The organism is Bifidobacterium sp. UTCIF-1 (genome assembly GCF_006408915.1).
Classification (GTDB): Bacteria; Actinomycetota; Actinomycetes; order Actinomycetales; family Bifidobacteriaceae; genus Bifidobacterium; species Bifidobacterium reuteri.
The window spans coordinates 52677-72097 of the sequence record NZ_JFAG01000018.1 but is presented as its reverse complement, the minus strand read 5'-3'; the positions used below and the strand labels follow the sequence as shown (position 1 = coordinate 72097).

7 protein-coding genes are annotated in these 19421 nt (G+C 64.9%); 4 read left to right on the top strand and 3 right to left on the bottom strand.

Translation table 11 applies throughout. The features are described from left to right. Nucleotides 1–15: 15 nt before the first annotated feature. Nucleotides 16–930: a CdaR family transcriptional regulator gene (locus BW09_RS08875; protein ID WP_140463367.1), complete on the bottom strand. Its 915-nt coding sequence runs from the start codon at nt 928–930 to the stop codon at nt 16–18. A 207-nt stretch (nt 931–1137) separates the two neighbouring features. Beyond that, a complete protein-coding gene (locus tag BW09_RS11000) occupies nt 1138–3465 on the bottom strand; it encodes a DUF6020 family protein (RefSeq protein WP_219846524.1) in 2328 nt (775 codons plus the stop codon). Between the two features lie 163 nt (nt 3466–3628). On the opposite strand from BW09_RS11000, the gene BW09_RS08855 reads away from it, so the two are divergent. Beyond that, nucleotides 3629–4540, top strand: coding sequence for a biotin--[acetyl-CoA-carboxylase] ligase (locus BW09_RS08855; RefSeq protein ID WP_140464870.1), 912 nt, complete (start codon nt 3629–3631; stop codon nt 4538–4540). Nucleotides 4541–4671: 131 nt separating this feature from the next. Here BW09_RS08855 and BW09_RS08850 read toward each other — a convergent pair whose 3' ends face one another. Continuing rightward, the gene (locus BW09_RS08850; RefSeq protein ID WP_140463379.1) at nt 4672–5271 is read right to left on the bottom strand and encodes a biotin transporter BioY; all 600 of its coding nucleotides are present in this window, start codon (nt 5269–5271) and stop codon (nt 4672–4674) included. Nucleotides 5272–5620: 349 nt separating this feature from the next. Between BW09_RS08850 and BW09_RS08845 the strand changes: the two genes are divergently transcribed. From BW09_RS08845 to BW09_RS08835, 3 genes are all read left to right on the top strand, one after another. Beyond that, entirely contained in the window at nt 5621–7573 is a 1953-nt protein-coding gene (locus BW09_RS08845) for a biotin carboxylase N-terminal domain-containing protein (RefSeq protein ID WP_140463365.1), read from the top strand. 47 nt (nt 7574–7620) lie between these two features. Continuing rightward, the gene (locus tag BW09_RS08840) at nt 7621–9246 is read left to right on the top strand and encodes an acyl-CoA carboxylase subunit beta (RefSeq protein ID WP_375137579.1); all 1626 of its coding nucleotides are present in this window, start codon (nt 7621–7623) and stop codon (nt 9244–9246) included. Nucleotides 9247–9350: 104 nt separating this feature from the next. Beyond that, nucleotides 9351–18983, top strand: coding sequence for a type I polyketide synthase (locus tag BW09_RS08835; protein ID WP_140463361.1), 9633 nt, complete (start codon nt 9351–9353; stop codon nt 18981–18983). Nucleotides 18984–19421 lie beyond the last annotated feature (438 nt).

Sequence of the window (19421 nt, the reverse complement as noted above, 5' to 3'; positions counted from 1 at the left end):
ATCTTTGGAATGAGGTCAGCTGAGACCGGCGACACGGCCCAGCGCAATGGCGCACGACAGTACGAACGCTTCACGCGGATCGGTGGCATCCCAGCCGGTGGACTCCGCTGCGCGCTTCAAGCGGTAGCGAATCGTATTCGGATGCACATTCAGCTCCTTGGCCGTCGTCTCCAGTGACCCGCCATATTTGAGGAACGTCGATACCGTCACCATCGTCGAGTTATCGGTACTCGCGTTGGCCAGACTGCCGTACACGGCCTCTACTAATACCTTGCGCGCATCCTGATCACCGATAAGCGCACGTTCCGGCAGCGCATCGTCGTTGCGCAACGGACGTGGCAGCTGATGCACGGCAGCCGCCAACGCTGGCGCAGCCTTCAGACAATACAGCGATGAGCGTATCGAGCGCATGGCGCCGGAAGTGCCGCGTAGCTGAGGTCCCAATGCCAAAGGGCGAGCATCGTCATATGCGGAGGCGACCGTATTGCAGATAAGCTCCGGAGTGGCCGCTCCAACCGGGGTAATGAGCGCGACGACTACCGTTCTGTCCTGTGCCTCGTTCTTATCATGATCTGCGGTGCCGAGCGTATCGTCACCGTCGTCGGCAATGCTCTGTGCAAGATCTGCTTCATCATTGATTGACAGCACGCCAAGGGTATGGGTCGCCGTGAGACAGTTGCCGCCGAAATCGGACACGATTTTTTCTATGGACGCGCGCGTCCGTGCCGCGGAGCGTGCCGGATACCCGGCAATGGCATAGCACGGAAAACCGCCTTCGTACCCGAGCACATTGAACAGCGACGTTACCCGCTGGTCGGCGAGCTCGTCGAACAGGCATTCAAACAGCACAACCCGAATGCGATCCACTGCCGTACCATCAGTGTCATTGGATACATCAGCAGATAATAGATCGAGGAAATTCGAAGGCATAGCTAACAGTCTAATATCTTGTCCTCGTATTCGGGGTTACGCCAGCCGTGGTCTATCTTGTATGTTGCCGTGAAGCAGACAGCGGATCTGTCTGTAGGCAACGTGCAAGCCGACAGGCGAGCCAGCAGGATGCCGCGCTCAATTATTAGTGACGCAAAGCCGTCAGATTTCTCTTGCAGCCGGTTGAACTGGGTGAAGGGGAGCCGTTCAGTGCTGGAGGCGCTGGCGTTCGCTCCGCGACTCACGCCAATAAGAAAGGACCACGAAGCCGAACACAAACGCCACCGGCAGCATATGCCTCTCGAAGTTGTTGGCTGGCGCGGTGATCATCACGCCCATCAGCAGCAGCAACGGAATATGCGTCATCAACGTGAGCCAACGCCGGCGAATCACCTCGGCTGCGCCGAACAGCAGCGTCAGCACCACATAGAAATTGCCGTGCGTGAACCAGCCCAATACCGGTATCGAGCCCCAGGCCGTGGCGAATCCGGCCACCTTCTCACGCCAATCATGATGGTACGACTTGATCCACGTGGAATGCTTCTGCACATAATCGCTGTTGATGTAATACCCCATGGATACGTATGGCTGATCGGTGACGTTGAAGTAGCCGAAGCATTTGGCCAACAGCGCATCAAGTGCGATGACAGGGTTGTCCATGACTATATCGAGCCAGGCTTTGTTGAACTTCTCCATGTCTTCAGGTGTGACCGTACGCCATTTGTAGCTGACTTTCTTGGCTTGAATGCCGGACGATTTCACCGGGTCGGCATCCTGCTGGAAGTACGCGTCCGCCATCTGGTCCTGATTGAACACCGGAGACAGGTTCTTGGCGGCGTCCGCCGAAATGCCGTCGGGATTACGCTGCGCCACGCGGGCGATCATCTGCAGCTGCACGCCTCGGCTTTCGATGGGGTCGCCTCCAATGATGACATGCGATTGGATGGCGAGGACGATGCCGCCATGAATCAGCACAGTGGGGATGAGCAACGCCGCTACATACGTGCTCCAGCGGCGGCGGTCGGCGATAAGGGCCAGTACGAATTGCAGGGCGATGATATACCACGCGTATTTGGCGGAAATCAGCATCACGCAGCTGGACAGTATCAATGCGATAAGGCTATGGCGGGGCAGCCGGATCGGGGCAGACGGCGAGTGCGCTGGTGCCACGTGCGATTCGTCGGCGCTGTTGTTGTCTTTGGTGTCGCTGATGGCTTCGTCGGCGTTGCCGGCTGCGGCGCTAACACTGGTCTTCGCAATGCTGTGTAGTCTGCCGCCGCGGCGCCGTCCTGCAGGACGCCAGGTCTGCGCCAGCTCATACCAGACGCCAAACCACCAGACGAATGCGAATGCGAACAATGGGGACTTGGTCAGCGAGATGGTCGAGAACACGGCTAACGGGCAGACCATGAAGAACAGTAGTATCAGCACACGGGCCAATCCACCTGCGTATTGGGGAGTTGTGGATGGTGTTATGGATGGAGTTTCGGATGGCTGTGGGCCTTCGTCCGGGCCTTCGTCTGTGCTCTCATCGAGGTCCTCATTCGTGGCCGAGGAGCGGGCGTCGGTTCGCATCCACGGACGATTCAGGAACCGGTGGGCGGTGGAAGCGCAGCAGAACACGGCGAACAGCATCTGCAATGCCGCGAGCACCACGATGCCTGCGTCATTCGAACCGGTGACATAGCGTGAGAATGCGGCCGTGGCGCCGTATATGAGGGTCAGCGCGATATTGTGCTGGTCAGTGAGGTACGTGGGGTCGGACGGCCACATGTAGTGCGCGGTGGGGTAGATGTCCATCGGGACGAACGAGAAGAAGCCGATATATGGCTGTTTCAACCCGGTCCATTGATTCCAGGCCCAACTGAATTCGCGGATCTGCGAGCGGATGTCGGCGCCGAACGCGGCCAGCAGGGTGGTGGGCACCCATAACCATCCGATGAAGAACACCAGAGCGAGCTTCCAGAACCGGTTCGTGCCCCGCACAATCCACCGGTCCAGAACCGCCATCGCATACATGATGGCGCGGCCTGCGACCGGCAGTATGGCGCGTATCCGCGAGGCATGGGCCGTGGCAGATTCAGTAGAGCCATTCGCGTCGGATCGGCGGTCGCCGGGGTTCGTGCTGGTTGGGATTGTGCTGTCAGTGGCGTCATGGGCGGGAACCGCATTATCGGCGACTGCGCTGGTGACTTCGCGGCCGCTGAATAGACCGCACACGGTGCGCTGGACGCGGCAGAGCCATTGATGCAGCGGCTTGGGCAGCATATGGCCCAGGGCAGCAAAGCGCACCAGCGCCACGACGATGCCGAGATACACGATGAACGAGCCCGCGAAAATGGCAGTATTGGTCCAATTCCAATGCGCGATGGTGCCGTTGTCGAAATCCCAATACAGCGGTCCTACAGCAGTGCACAGCGCCAGCCACAGGCATGCCGATACGGCCAATGTCCAACGCGCGGCGGAACCGATGCGTGCGAGTCGTGGATGGGCAGGGCCTGTCGTGTCTGGCTGTAGGGATACTGGTCGGGTCATGGTTGCAATGGTAGCCGGTAATGCCAACGGATGGGGATAGGTTGTGAGCCTGCTCACCTGTGAGCGTTCACACGTCGCCAAGAGTCGTTTTTCCTTGGAAATACGCCGATTTCAGGCAGTGTATCGCTCGTTTTCAGGCGAAGAATACGGTAACGTGTTGCCCATGATACATACACTGTCTATTGCACAACCTCGGTTGCCTCGAACCGAGGCGGTGGCGGATCGGGTCATCAGTGTCGATGAGACCGACTCCACCAACGCGCTTGCCGCGTCAATGATCACTGATGGCTCATTGACGCTGCCCTCGCATACGGCACACGGCCTCGCGGTCGTCGTGGTTGCAGCCGACAGCCAGGTTGCCGGACACGGCCGCAACGGGCATACCTGGATCAGCCAGCCGGGCAGCTGCTCGACGATATCGTATGTGGTGCGAGTGCCGCGTGCGGTCGCACTGGATGAGACCATCAACGGTTGGCTGCAGATGATCGCGGGCCTGGCCACCCTGGATGCGCTGAACGGGATGATCGAGGCGTCGGGGGCCTCGATGATCGATGCCGAACACTTCCTGGAGCTGAAGTGGCCCAACGACGTGTACTGCCACGGTCTGAAGCTTGGCGGACTGCTGTCGCAGGTGGTCATGTTGCCACCGTCCGGCAGCGCGCAGCCTGACTCGCCCGGTCGTGATGACGATGTGGCGTTGGTGATCGGCGTCGGCCTGAATCTGGCGTTGCCGCCTACGCTACTGCCCACATCGCAGTCGACCTCCCTGCAGTTGCATGCCAATGGCCTGCCGCCGTTCACCACGATGCGCGACGCCATCGCCGCGCGCGAGGTGACTGGTTTGCGCGAACGGCTGACGGCGTTCATCGCCGACCCGCAAGGTGCCATTGCGGCCCTGCACGAGGAGATGCGCGCCGTGTGCTGGGCGAGAGGTCGCACCGTGGAAGCCCGCTTCACCGATGGAACCGCGCTCGCCGGCACCGCAGTCGGTTTGGACAATGACGCTTCACTGATTCTGCGCACAGCAGATGGGGTGGAGCATACTGTGCACACTGCGGATGTCGGTGTGCTGTAAGGTGTCACCGGCGTCAATGCTGCACCGGTGATGAAAAGAAACAGAGAGAATGGTTTGGGCCACGGGCGAATTACCCGTGGCCCAAACCATATCAATAGGGCGTGTTGCAGCAAGTCATTGCCGCAGCATCATCAGCGTCCGAGCTTGCTCAGCCCGGCAGCGGCCAGCGCCGCCACGACGGCCTTGACGGCGTCGCCGGCGATGAAGCCCATCGAGGCGAGCGTCACGGCAAGCGCCGGCGCGCCGGTCAGGGCGGACTGCACGGTGATGCCGAACGCATACACCACCACAACGCCTCCGATGATGGCGGCCAGCATGTAGCGGCCTGCGGTCAGTGCGGCGGCACTGAAGGACGACGTATCAGCCTTGCCGCGCAGCAGGGCGATGGCTACGGCACCGGGCAGGAAGCCCAGGATGAAGCCCGCGCTCGGGCCGACCAGAGCCATCGTGGATGCACCGCCGGCGAACACCGGCAGACCGGCGGCGCCGGCCGCGATGTACAGTGCCAGTGCCGATCCGGCCTGCCTCCACGTCAGCATCAGCCCGGCGAGCATCACCACGAATGTCTGCAGTGTGATCGGAACAGGAGTGCCCGGAACCGGAATCTTGCCGGCTGCGGCGGATAGCCAGAGCAGTACGGCGAACAGCACCGGCTTCCACGAGACGGCTGCGATGCGGCGTGCGACGGTGGATGCGGAGGCGGACGGTGCTGCGGTAGGTGTGGTTTGCATGATTGAATCCCCTTTGGTGGTGTGGCGTGGGCAGCCGGTGTATTCGGAGCCTTCCCCAACTATGAAAGCCATCGTACGGTTGTTCGCTTTCGTGCGGTTTCGTATCAAAGTACAAAAAACCGAGCGCTTCTTTGTCGGGCATTGACGAAACCGTTGTTATCGTCAACTGGTGGACACTGTTGGTGCCATAGCCGCAAACGTTGCAATTCCGCGGAAAATCAGTGGCGTATCGTCCGGTTACGTAACCGGAACCTACGCGGCCGTTTGTTGCCGCCCTACAAAACGGGATGATCGCTTTTGTGCGGACGGCGATTGCCGGAACCTGACGGCAAGGGGAAAATCTGTCAATATGACTCAAAGTGTCAACAAACTACTGATCGCGAACCGAGGGGAAATCGCGCTTCGCGTGGTGCGTACGGCGAAGGAGATGGGGATCTCCACGGTGGCCGTGTACGCCGAGCAGGATCGCAACAGCCGATATGTGAGCATGGCGGATGAAGCCTATCTGCTTTCGGGGGATACCTACAAGGACACCTATCTGAACGAGGACCTGCTCATCGACATCCTCCACCGCACTGGGGCGAACGCCGTGCATCCCGGATACGGATTCCTCTCCGAAGTGCCGAGCTTCGCATCCAAAGTCGAAGAGGCAGGGGCGATCTGGGTGGGGCCGCATCACACCGCGCTGGTCGATCTCGGCGACAAGATCACCGCGCGCCGCGTGGCGTTGCGCGCCAAGGTGCCGCCGGTGCCGGGCCTGTCCGAGCCGGTGACCGATGTGCGCACGCTGCTCGATTTCGCGCACACCCACGGCTATCCGATCATGATGAAGCGCACCGATGGCGGCGGCGGCCACGGCATCACCGTGGTCCATGACGACGAGGAGCTGCGGCGCTTCTACATGAACCATGACGCGTTGCAGGGCGGCGATCTCAAGGAATACTTCATCGAAAAGTTCGTGGACAAGGCCCGCCACGTGGAGACCCAGTCCGGACGCGACTCCCACGGCAACTTCACCGTGTACTCCACGCGCGACTGCTCGCTGCAGCGGCGCAACCAGAAACTGGTGGAGGAGGCGCCGGCCCCCTTCCTCAGCGAGGAAACGGTGGCCACACTGGAGGAATACTCCCGCAGGCTGTTCACCACCGTGGGCTATGTGGGTCTGGGCACCTGCGAGTTCATGGTAACGCCCAACGGCAAGGTCTACTTCCTGGAAGTCAATCCCCGACTGCAGGTGGAGCACACGGTCTCCGAAGAGGTCAGCGGCCTCGACCTGGTGCGCGAACAGCTGGTGATCGCCGACGGCGGCGAGCTCACCCGCGCCCCCGAACCGCGCGGCCACAGCTTCGAGCTGCGCATCACCAGCGAGGACCCCGCCACCAACCTGACACCCGGTTCCGGCACGCTCGAGAAGATCCAATGGCCCGCCGGCCCCGGCGTGCGCATCGACACCGGCGTGGAGCAGGGCGACACCATCTCGCCGAAATTCGACTCGATGATGGGCAAGGTGATCGTCACCGCGCAGAACCGCGCCGACGCCGTGGCACGCGTGCGCCGCGTGCTCGATGAGCTGGTGATCGAAGGTGTGCCCACGCCGATCCCCCTGTACAAGGAGATCTTCCGCAACGACGATTTCACCGCCGAGCATGGCCATCCGTTCTCGGTGACCACCAAATGGCTGGAGCGCACGTATCTGAACCGCACGCCCGCTTCCGCCGCTTCCGGCCAGCCGGCGTCGCTGGCCGGCGCCCCGGCTGCCGCCGTGCCGGACAAGTCCAAGTCCGAGACCTTCGTCATCGAGATGAACAACCGCCGCGTCACGCTCACCGTGCCGATGGACATCGTGGAGAACCTCACCGGTTCGGCCCGCGCCCGCAACGCCAAGCGCCCCACGCAGCCGCTGCGCGGCGCCGGACTGCACAACGTCGGCTCTGGAGCTGCGGCCGCCAACGATGGCGCCAAGTCCGGCATCATCGCCTCCCCGATGCAGGCGGTGGTCACGCGCATCAACGTGTCCGAAGGGCAGCAGGTGGCCAAGGGCGACCTGCTGGTGGTGCTCGAATCCATGAAGATGGAGAACTATGTGTACGCTCCGGCCGCAGGCGAGGTGAAGAAGATCTTCGTGAGCCCCGCCGACGGCGTGGAGGCGGGTGACACGTTGGTCACGCTGGACGTGAGCGCCGGCAAGGCCAAGGCCGCTGCGGCTGCGCCGGGGTCTCTCCCTCAGTCGGCTGCGCCGACAGCTCCCTCGTCAGAGGGAGCCGATAAGGCAGCGGATTCCAAGAAGGAGGCCGCCAAATGACCGACATCATGGATTCTCCGGCGGTGAAGGCCGCGCAGGCCGCAGCAATGGCTGCCGGGGCCGGGGCTGCGACCGGCAACGTCGGCGTGGGGGATGCCGCCGCGGCGTCCGTGGCCCAGCCGTCCGGCCACCAGCCGCTGCGCGCCGCCGTGATCAAGGCCGCGGAATTGGCCCGTGCGGCTGAAGAGCGCGCCCGGGACAAGCAGCACGCCAAAGGTAAGAAGACCGCGCGTGAACGCTTGGATTTGCTGTTCGACACCGGCACGTTCGAGGAGATCGGCCGATTCCAGGGCGGCAATATCGCCGGCGGCAACGCAGGGGCCGCCGTCATCACCGGCTTCGGTTTGGTATACGGCCGCAAGGTGGCCGTATACGCACAGGACTTCTCCGTCAAGGGCGGCACCTTGGGCACTGCGGAAGGCCAGAAGATCTGCAGGCTCATGGATATGGCCATCGAGCTCAAAGTGCCGATCGTGGCCATCGTGGATTCCGGCGGCGCGCGCATCCAGGAAGGCGTGGCGGCGTTGAGCCAATACGGCCGCATCTTCCGCAAGACCTGCGAAGCCAGCGGATTCGTGCCGCAGCTGAGCCTGATCCTCGGACCGTGCGCAGGCGGCGCCGTCTACTGCCCTGCACTGACCGACCTCATCATCATGACCCGCGAGAACTCGAACATGTTCGTCACCGGCCCGGACGTGGTCAAGGCAGCCACCGGCGAGACCATCTCGATGGCCGATCTGGGCGGTGGGGAAGTGCATAACAAGGTATCCGGCGTGGCCCACTACCTCGGCGAGGACGAATCCGACGCCATCGACTACGCGCGCACCGTGCTCGCCTACTTGCCGTCCAACTCGGACGGCAAGCCGCCCGTCTACGCCTACGCGGCAACCCGCGCCGAACGCGATACCGCGAACCGGCTGGCCACCATCGTGCCCGCCAACGAACGTCAGCCCTACGACATGCTCGACGTGATCCGCTGCATCGTCGACTACGGCGAGTTCGTGCAGGTGCAGGAGCTCTTCGGCGCCTCGGCGGTGGTCGGATTCGCCTGCATGGAAGGCAGGCCGGTGGGCATCGTGGCGAACCAGCCGAATGTGAGGGCCGGCATCCTCGACGTCGATTCGTCCGAAAAGGTGGCCCGGTTCGTGCGTCTGTGCGATGCCTTCAACCTGCCCGTGGTCACGCTCGTCGATGTGCCCGGATACAAGCCCGGTTCCGATCAGGAGCACGCCGGCATCATCCGCCGTGGCGCCAAGGTGATCTACGCCTACGCCAACGCGCAGGTGCCGCTGGTGACCGTGGTGCTGCGCAAGGCGTTCGGCGGCGCGTACATCGTGATGGGCTCCAAGGCCATCGGCGCGGACCTGAACTTCGCCTGGCCCAGCTCCCAGATAGCGGTACTCGGCGCGGCCGGTGCGGTGAACATCATCCACCGCCATGACCTGGCCAAGGCCAAGGCCTCCGGCCAGGACGTGGAGGCGCTTAGAGCCAAATACATCAAGGACTACGAAACCAGCACGGTCAACGCCAACCTCTCGCTCGAAATCGGGCAGATCGACGCGATGATCGACCCCGAACAGACCCGTGAGGTGATCATCGAATCACTGAACACACTCGCCACCAAGCGCCGCATACGCCATACCACCAAACACCACGGCAACCAGCCGCTGTGACCCCGGCGGTTAGCTTGGCAGACCGAACTACCGAACGTACCCAACAGAACAAATCCATCCAACCAACGCAACAGTCCTACGCAACAATCACAGATAGGAACACCATGACCACCTTCTTCCTCAACCGCCTGGCCTCCGAGCCGCATGCGCTCGCCTTCGCCGGTCAGTCCACCCCGTGGCCGGTCGCGCTCGCCGACCAGACCTCCGATCCCAGCCTCGCCGAGGCGTTGCACAACCATGCCGCAGCCGCCCATCGTCTGCTGGCACCGGTCGCGGCCGACCTGCTCGCCACCACCGGCCGCCCGGTCGACCTGTTCGGCTTCACCCCGAACCCGGCCCGCCTCGGCGCTGCCGCAGACGCCACCGTATCCGTGGAAGGCATCGCGCTGACCCAGCTTGGTGCACTGCTCGACCTTGAACACCTCGGGTACGCTCTTTCCGAAGCCAAGCCGGTTGCCGTTCTGGGACATTCCCAGGGTGTGCTCGCCGTGCACATGAGCCGTGCCATCGAGGAGGCCGGCTCCGTCGAGGCCGCATCGGACGCGCTGAACGAGATCCTGGCGACCGCCGCCCTGATCGGCGCCGCCGGCACGCGTCGCGTCCGCGAACTCGGCCTCAACGCCAAGTACGGCGACGCCACCCCGATGCTTTCGGTCAAAGGCGCGGACAAGGCCCAGGTCGAGACGCTGATCGATCGCGTCCGCGAATCCGGCCGCGCCCGTGGCCCGATTTCCATCGCCGTCACCAATTCCAGCAACCATTACGTACTGTCCGGCTACCCCGAGGACCTGTCCGCATTCGCCCTCGAAACCGAGCGCGAACACAAGCATCAGGCCAAGCTGCGCGAGCAGAAGCTGCGCGGCGGCACCGTGTTCGATCCGACCCTCGAATACCTCGACGTCACCCTGCCGTTCCACTCCCCGCTGATGAACGAGGCGGTCGAGCAGGCCGTGGATTGGGCCGCCTCCTGCGGCTTCGACCAGGACCGCACCCGCGCGCTCGCCGAGGAAGTGCTGGTCAACCACGTGGATTGGAATGCGCGCGTCAAGCACCTGCTGGACGTCGCCGAGGACCCGGCCAAGCTCTGGGTCGTCGATCTGGGGCCGGGCAACACCGTGGGCAAGCTGATCGGCAACGTGGTCGAAGGCACCGGCGTCGGCGTGGTCGAAGCCACCACCCTGGCCGAGCGCGCGGGGCTGTCCACCTTGGACGGCGAACCGGAGCGCACCCAGAACTGGAAGACCTTCGCGCCGCACGTGGTCAGCACGCCGGCCGGCGACAAGCTGGTCACCAAGTTCTCCCGTCTCACCGGCAAGCCGCCGGTGCTGCTGCCGGGCATGACACCCACCACCGTCGACCCTGAAATCGTGGCCGCAGCCGCCAACGCCGGCTACTGGGCCGAACTCGCCGGCGGCGGTCAGGTGACCGCCGAGGTGTTCGACCGCCATGTGGCCGCACTGGAGGAGGAGCTCGAGGAAGGCCGCACCGTCGAATTCAACGCGATGTTCATGGACCGCTACCTGTGGAATCTGCAGTTCGGCTCCTCGCGCATCGTGCCCAAGAAGCGCGCATCCGGCGCTCCGTTCGATGGCGTGGTCGTGTCCGCCGGCATCCCCGAGCTCGACGAAGCCGTGGCGCTGATCAAGTCCCTGCACGCCGACGGCCTGCCGTATGTGAGCTTCAAGCCGGGCACCGTCGACCAGATCCGTCAGGTCGTGCGCATCGCCAAGGCCGTGGCCCCCGCCGTCATAATGATCCAGGTGGAAGGCGGCGAGGCCGGCGGCCACCACAGCTGGGAGGCATTGGACGACCTGCTGTCCGCCACCTACGCCGACGTGCGCGCCTGCGACAACCTCGTGTTGATCGCCGGCGGCGGCATCGGCACCCCCGAACGTGCCGCCGACTACATCTCCGGCCAGTGGTCGCGCGCCTACGGTCTGCCCGACATGCCGGTGGATGGCGTGATGGTCGGCACCGCGGCGATGACCGCCAAGGAGGCCCACACCAGCCCTGAGGTCAAGCAGCTGCTGGTCAAGACCGCCGGCATCCCGGCCGATGCCAAGTCCGACGACGTGTTCGCCCCGCAGGCAGCCCACTGGGTGCCGTCCGGCAAGTCGGTCGGCGGCGTGTCCTCCGGCCTGAGCCACCTGCACGCCGACATCTACGAACTCGAGAACGATTCCGCCGAATGCGGCCGCCTGCTGGTGCGCGTGATGAAGCACCCCGAGGAGCTGGACTCCCGCCGCAAGGAGATCATCGAGGCGCTGAACAAGACCGCCAAGCCTTACTTCGGCGACCTTGCCTCCATGACCTATCTCGAATGGGCGCAGCGTTTCGCCGAACTCGCCTTCCCTTGGGTCGATCCGACCTATGTCGATCGCTTCCAGCACCTGCTGCAGCGCATCGAAGCCCGTGTGGGCGGCACTGATTCCGGCTCATTCGCATCCCGCATCTTCGCAGCCGAGGGGACTTCCGCCGAAGCCGCCGCTGCCGCCGGTCTGCTGACCCGCAGCGACATCGCCGCCGATCCGGCACCGGCGCTGGCCAAGCTCGCCGAAGCGTATCCGCAGGCCGCCGAACTCAAGATCGTGCCCGCAGACGTGGCTTGGTTCCCGGTACTCGTGCGCGAATACCCCAAGCCGATGCCGTTCGTGCCGGTCATCGACCACGATCTGCTGCGCTGGTGGGGACAGGACCAGCTCTGGCAGTCCGAGGACTCCCGGTATTCCGCCGATTCCGTGCGCGCCATCCCCGGACCGATCTCCGTGGGCGGCATCACCACCGTGGACGAGCCGATCGCCGACATCCTCGGCCGGTTCGAGAACGCGGCCATCGACCGTGTGAAGGTGGCCGAAGAGGACGAGGAATCCGAGGAGGCCGGACAGCTGTTCGCCGCATTGGGCGAGGCTTCGGATGCCGAGGACTTCATCCGCAAGTCCCCGAACATCTCCTGGGTCGGCCACATCACCGACAATCCCGCATACGGCACTGCCTTGGGTGATAAGAACTATGAGATCACCGCAGTGGATGCGGCGAACGGCAAGTACGACCTCGACATCCATCTCGACACCTACTGGGACAACGACCCGGACGGCGGCGCCTCCAAGCACGCCGTGCGCGACATCGTCATCCCGCTGGTCGTGGACGGCACCGAACCCGGCCGTGTGCCGGTGGTCGACCGCGAGCGTCTCATCCCGGACGTGTACGCGATGCTCGCCGCAACGGCAGGCATCGGCAACACCGCCATCACCGGCGACAAGCTCGTCGCCATGCCCGAGATTGTGGCGGCTGCGGCTGCGTTGCGGGAAACGGATGGCTCCGTCGCCGGACAGTCCACTGGACTGTCCGACTCCTCGCGCGCTTCGCATATAACGCCCGCTTCGCGTCCGTTTGGCGAAGCGCACGCCACCTACACCCTGTCCGCCAACCTCGGCTTCGACCATGAGGCGGCCACCGGCGCGGCGCTGCCCGCCACGCTGCAGCCCAGCCGCATCGCGCCGGACGCACTGGTCGGCCCGGCATGGCCGGCGATCTACGCGGCGCTCGGTTCCGTGTACGTGGACGGCTACCCGGTGATCGAGGGCCTGCTCAACGCCGTGCACCTCGACCATCTCATCGAACTCGAGGTCGATGAGGAGGAGCTGCTGCGCCATACCGGCGAAACCGTGAACCTCACCTCCTGGGCGGAGGACTACTTCGAATCCGCATCCGGCCGTGTGGTCACCATCCACGTGACCCACACCGCCGCCGACGGCACGCTGCTCGCCCGCGAAACCGAGCGTTTCGCCATCCGAGGCCGCGTCTACTCGGATGCGCTGCCGGCCGACGCGCCCGAATTCGGCGACGCGGCACATGACGAGGTCGAAGCCACTCCCCGCCGCATGCTGCGTCGAGTGAAGGTCACCGCCCCCACGGACATGACCGCGTTCGCCCGCACTTCCGGCGACTTCAACCCGATCCACACTTCGGTGCGCGGCGCACGCATCTCCGGCCTGCAGGCACCGCTCGTGCACGGCATGTGGCTGTCCGCCACCGCCCAGCACGCGGTGCAGGCATTGGACGAGAAGGGCGCCCACTATGAGATTGCCGGCTGGACCTACAACATGTACGGCATGGTGCAGCTGGGCGATGTCGTCGAGATCTCCGTGGAGCGCGTCGGCAAGGTGCGCCACAGCGGCATGACCTTCGAGGTCACCTGCCGCATCGACGGCCAGCTCGTCTCCCGCGGCACCGCGCTGGTGCGCGCGCCCCGCGCGGCCTTCGTCTACCCCGGCCAGGGCATCCAGAAGCAGGGCATGGTGCTCGACGAGCGCGCCAAGTCCGCCGCCGCCCGCGATGTGTGGGAACGCGCCGACAAGCTCACCCGCGCCAAGCTCGGATTCTCCATCATCGGACTCGTGCGCGATAACCCCAAGGAGCTCACCGCCAACGGCGTCACTTACCGTCATCCGGAGGGCCTGCTCAACCTCACCCAGTTCACCCAGGTGGCGCTCGCCACCGTGGCCTTCGCCCAGACCGCCCGTCTGCGCGAAGCCGGCGCCGACATCTGGCCCGCCTACTTCGCCGGTCACTCGCTCGGCGAATACAACGCGCTGTCCGCGTTCGCCGGCGTGATTCCGTTGGAGACCGTGCTCGAGCTCGTGTTCCACCGCGGCTCCACCATGCACCATCTCATCGATCGCGACGCCCAAGGCCGCTCCAACTACCGCATGGGCGCGCTGCGTCCGAACCAGTTCGGCGTGGACGACGCGCACGTGCGTGACTACGTGGAATCCGTGGCCAAGGCCAGCGGCGAGTTCCTGCAGATCGTGAACTACAACCTCGCCGGCCAGCAGTACGCCATTGCCGGCACGATCGCCGGTCTCAAGGCGTTCAAGGAGGATGCGAACCGCCGCGCCAAGGAGGCGGGCGGCAAGCCTGCCTTCATGCTGGTGCCCGGCATCGATGTGCCGTTCCACTCCACACTGCTCAGGAAGGGCGTGCCGGAGTTCCGCGACAAGCTCGACGCGCTGCTGCCGCAGCACATCGACTACCGCGGCCGCTTGGTGGGCCGCTACATCCCGAACCTCGTGGCCGCACCGTTCGAAATGACCAAGGAATTCGCCGCAAAGATCCTCGAAGTGGTGCCGTCCGAGCGTATCAAGGAGGCGCTGGACAACCCGGCCGTGTGGGATTCCTACGCCGCCGACGACCAGAAGCTCGGCCGACTCCTGCTCACCGAGCTGCTCTCCTGGCAGTTCGCATCCCCGGTGCGTTGGATCGAGACCCAGGCGCTGCTGTTCGGCAAGCGCGAACAGGGCGGCCTCGGCGTCGAGGAGTACGTGGAGGTCGGCCTCGGCAACGCGCCGACCCTGGCCAACCTCGGTGCCAAGACCCTGCGCCTGCCCGAGTTCGCCGGCAACGATACGGTGGTTTACAACGTCGGCCGCGATGAAGGCCGCGTGTACATGACCGATTCCGATTCGCTCGTGCCCGACGACGACGCGGACGAGTCCGCATCGGCCGCGGCTTCCGCGCCGGTCGAGACCGCTCCCGCCGGCGGCTCCGCAGTCGCCAAGTTGGGTTCCGGGGTCGCCAAGCCGGCTGCCGCCTCGGCTCCCCTCTCTGAGGGGAGCGCCCGCGCAGCGGGTGAGGGGAGCGCCGCCGTCGCAGGTCAGGGGAGCGCCGGCGCCTCCGTGCCGGACCTCCCGTTCAAGGCCTCCGACGCCATCGGCGTGCTCATGGCCTACTCCGCCAAGCTGCGCATCGACCAGATCGGCAGCAACGACACCACCGATACGCTGACCAATGGCGTCTCCTCGCGTCGTAACCAGCTGCTTATGGACATCAGTTCCGAGCTCGGCGTGGCCAGCGTGGACGGTGCGGCCGAGGCCACGCTCGACAAGCTCGCCGTCATCGTCAACAAGGCAGCCCCGAACTACAAGCCGTTCGGTGCAGTGCTGTCCGAAGCCCTGCGCGACCGTCTGCGTGCGCTGTTCGGCGCCGCAGGCGTCAAGCAACAGTACATCCGCGACCGCGTGACCAACGTCTGGCAGCTCGGCGAGGGCTGGGTGGCCAGCGTGCTCGCCGCGCTCCTGCTCGACACCCGTGAGGGTGCAAGCTCCCGCGGCGGCGATCTGGCCAAGCTGCCTACCTCGGCCGTGCAGAACAAGTCCGAGGCGGACAAGCTCATCGATGCCGCCGTCGAAGCCGTGGCGCAGCTTAAGGGCGTCGCCGTCGCACTGCCCACCGCCGGTGGCGCTGCTGGCGGTGCCGTGGTCGACTCCGCCGCGCTGGACGCCTTCGCCGAGAAGGTCACCGGTGCCAACGGCGTGCTCGCCGCCACCGCCCGATTCGTGCTGAACGAGCTCGGCGTGGCCGCGCCTGTGCCCGAGGAAGGCGAGGATGAGAACGCGGCCGTAGTGGCCGCCGTCGACGCCGAGCTTGGTTCCGACTGGCCCAAGCAGGTGGCACCGCGCTTCGACGCCAACAAGGCCATCCTCTTCGACGACCGTTGGGCCTCCGCCCGCGAGGATCTGGCCCGCGCGTTCTATGAGCAGGACGCTTCGGCTCTGAACGGTAGCTTCATCGGCCTCGGCAAGGCCATCGCAGCCGAAGCCCAGTGGTATGCCTCTCAAGCTCCCTCTGATGAGAGAGCTGGCGTGCGCAGCGCGACTGAGGGAGAGACCAAGAGCATCCTGCGCGATGCCTTCGCTCGCGTCGCTTCTGAAGCCCTCGAAGCCGTCGCCGCCGACAAGAACGCGTCCCGCTTCGCGAACGACATCGCCATCGTGACCGGTGTGAGCCCGAACTCAATCGCCGCCCAGGTGGTCGAAGGACTGCTCGCTGGAGGCGCCACCGTGGTGGCCACCTCGCACAGCTTCAAGCCGTCCATCAAGGCATGGGCCAAGCAGGCGTACCGCGAGCACGCCACCGGCAGCGCCAAGCTCTGGCTGGTCCCGGCCAACCTGTCCAGCTACCGTGACGTGGACGCGCTGGTCGACTGGGTGGGCCACGAGCAGAAGAAGACTTCGGGTGCCACCACGACCATCCTGAAGCCGGCGTGGGAGCCGACCCTGTTCTTCCCGTTCGCCGCCCCGCCAGTGCACGGCACCTTGGCCGACGCCGGCGACCTGTTCGAATCGCAGGCCCGACTCATGCTGTGGGGCGTGGAACGCGCCATCGCCGGCTTCTCGAAGATCGGCGAGGACACCAACGTGCAGCACAAGCTGCACGTGGTGCTGCCCGGCTCCCCGAACCGTGGCGTCTTCGGTGGCGACGGTGCATACGGTGAAGTCAAGAGCGCCTTCGACGCCATCGTGAACCGTGCGCGCGCCGAGCGCGACGCATGGGCCGGTCGCGTGACCTTCGCCCACCCGAAGATCGGCTGGGTGCGCGGCACCGGCCTCATGGGCGGCAACGATCCGCTGGTCGCCGTCGTCGAGCGCCATGGCATCCACACCTATTCCACCGCGCAGATCGCGGTCAGGCTGCTCGACCTGTGCACTGCGGAATCGCGTGCGGCAGCCGTCCAGCATCCGCTCGACGTGGACCTGACCGGTGGCCTCGGCAGCGAGCCCATCGACATCAAGGCCCTGCGCGCGGAGGCGATGGCCGACGCCGCTAAGGAAGCTCCCTCTGATGAGGGAGCTGGCGCGCGCAGCGCGACTGAGGGAGAGAAGCCGGAGAACAGCGCCGAAGGCTCCGCCATCAAGGCGCTGCCCACCCCGATTATCGCCAAGCAGGCCCCGGTCGACCTCGCTGATTGGCAGAGCGTCACCGCCCGCCCGGAGGACGAGATCGTCATCGTGTCCATCGGCGAGCTGGGCCCATGGGGCTCCGGCCGCACCCGTGCGGAAGCCGAACTCGGCATCCACCCGGACGGCACCGTCGACCTGAGCGCCGGAGCGGTGCTCGAACTGGCGTGGAGCATGGGCCTGCTTACCTGGCAGGACAGCCCGAAGCCCGGTTGGTATGACACGGACGGCAACCTGGTGCCCGAGGAGGACATCGCCGAACGCTACCACGACGAGGTCGTGGCCCGCTCCGGCATCCGTCCGTTCGAGACCGGCATGGGCAACGACTACAAGGACGGCGCCGACGAGGAGGAAGCCGAGGTCTACCTCGACCACGACGTCACCTTCTCCGTGCCGTCCGAGGAGGTTGCGCGCGAGTACGTCAAGCTGGACGAGGCGCACACCTCCATCGCCGCGGATGCTGAATCCGGCGAATGGAACGTGACCCGTCACGCCGGCTCGATGATTCGCGTGCCGCGCCGCGCCACCATGACCCGCACGGTCGGCGGCCAGTTCCCGACCGGCTTCGACCCGACCCGCTGGGGCATCCCGGCCTCGATGGTCGGCGACGTGGACGAGATCGCGCTGTGGAACATCGTGACCACCGTGGACGCCTATCTGGCGGCCGGCTTCACCCCGACCGAAATCCTCCAGTCGATTCACCCCTCGTTGGTGGCTTCGACCCAGGGCACCGGCTTCGGCGGCATGATGTCGATGCGCAAGCTGTACCTCGACCGCTTCCTGAACCACGAGATCCCGACCGACATCCTGCAGGAGGCGCTGCCGAACGTGGTGGCCGCGCACGTCATGCAGTCCTACATCGGCGGTTACGGCAATATGATCCAGCCGGTCTCCGCCTGCGCCACCGCCGCTGTGTCGCTGGAGGAGGGCGTCGACAAGATCGCGCTCGGCAAGGCCGACTTCGTGGTCACCGGTGCAATCGACGACATCGGCGTGGAATCGGTGATCGGCTTCGGCAACATGAACGCCACCGCCAACTCCGAGGAGATGTACGGCAAGGGCATCGACGCGCGCTTCTTCAGCCGCGCGAACGACCGTCGCCGTGGCGGCTTCCTGGAGTCCCAGGGTGGCGGCACGATCCTCGTGACCCGTGGCGACCTGGCCCTGAAACTCGGCCTGCCTGTCGCGGCCGTGGTCGGCTTCATCCACAGCTACGCGGATGGCGCACACACCTCGATTCCGGCACCGGGCCTTGGCGCCCTAGCGGCCGGCCTCGGCGGTCGCGACTCCAAGCTGGTGCATGATCTGGCCCGTCTTGGTGTCACGGCGGACGACATCGCCGTGGTCTCCAAGCACGATACGTCCACCAACGCCAATGACCCGAACGAGTCCGAGCTGCACAACACGCTGGCCCACGCCATCGGACGCGCGGACGGCAACCCGCTGTTCGTGATTTCGCAGAAGACGCTCACCGGCCACGCCAAGGGCGGTGCCTGCGTCTTCCAGGTCAACGGCCTGACGCAGCTGTTCAAGTCCGGTGTGATTCCGGGCAATGCCTCGCTCGACTGCGTCGATCCGAAGCTTGAGCGCGACGATCACATGGTCTGGCTGCGCAAGCCGCTGCGCATCGGTGGCGGTGAGGACGAGTTCGGTCGCGTCACGCCGGGCCGTCCGGTCAAGGCCGGCTTGGCCACCTCGCTCGGCTTCGGACACGTCTCCGGATTCGTGGCGCTGGTGCACCCCGGTGCCTTCGAGGCCGCCGTGGCCAAGGCTGACGGCGAGGCCGCGCTGGAGGCTTGGCGCGAGCGTGCCAACGCGCGTCTGGCGGCAGGTCAGCGCCACCTCGAGGAAGGCATGATGGGCCGTGCGGCGCTCTACGAGCCGATCGACAACCGTCGCTTCCATGAGGATGGTCGTGGCTACGACCACCACGAGGTCGAAAAGGCGATGCTGCTGAATCCTGATGCTCGCCTCGGCGAATCCGGCTTCTTCGAAGCCTGATTTCCTCGGTTCGCATCAGGATTCCCTCGCGGGGCACCTGTGGTGTGCCCCGCTCACTTCGCCTACGGGCGATTCGCGCGAAAAGCCCCTTTTCGGAGGGGCTTTCTGCGTTACGAGGGGCTGATTTCCGCTTCTGGGAACATCTATCTGCGTTATGAGGGGCTGCTCGCCAATGTATCTACGGCTATACAGTGCGTGATGACTACGCCATTACGCCGTTTTGTCAGCCGGGTATTGCGGACGGCAACCCCTCGTAGCGCCGATAGATGCTCCTGAAGACGAAAATCAACCCCTTGTAAGCGAGAATGCATGTTTCTACTAGTGGTCTGTCTCACAAATGATTGAGCACTGCTTCTCCTGTCTCTCCCCCAGTCAGCTTCGCTGACAGCCCCCTCGTCAGAGGGGGCCAAAATACCACCGCTGTCTGTTTCATGGCAA

Bases quoted from the DNA above. Each gene is read 5' to 3' on its own strand.
- BW09_RS08850 (WP_140463379.1), bottom strand. From the start codon at position 5,271: ATGCAAACCACACCTACCGCAGCACCGTCCGCCTCCGCATCCACCGTC.
- BW09_RS08875 (WP_140463367.1), bottom strand. From the start codon at position 930: ATGCCTTCGAATTTCCTCGATCTATTATCTGCTGATGTATCCAATGAC.
- BW09_RS08855 (WP_140464870.1), top strand. From the start codon at position 3,629: ATGATACATACACTGTCTATTGCACAACCTCGGTTGCCTCGAACCGAG.
- BW09_RS08840 (WP_375137579.1), top strand. From the start codon at position 7,621: ATGGCTGCCGGGGCCGGGGCTGCGACCGGCAACGTCGGCGTGGGGGAT.
- BW09_RS08835 (WP_140463361.1), top strand. From the start codon at position 9,351: ATGACCACCTTCTTCCTCAACCGCCTGGCCTCCGAGCCGCATGCGCTC.
- BW09_RS08845 (WP_140463365.1), top strand. From the start codon at position 5,621: ATGACTCAAAGTGTCAACAAACTACTGATCGCGAACCGAGGGGAAATC.
- BW09_RS11000 (WP_219846524.1), bottom strand. From the start codon at position 3,465: ATGACCCGACCAGTATCCCTACAGCCAGACACGACAGGCCCTGCCCAT.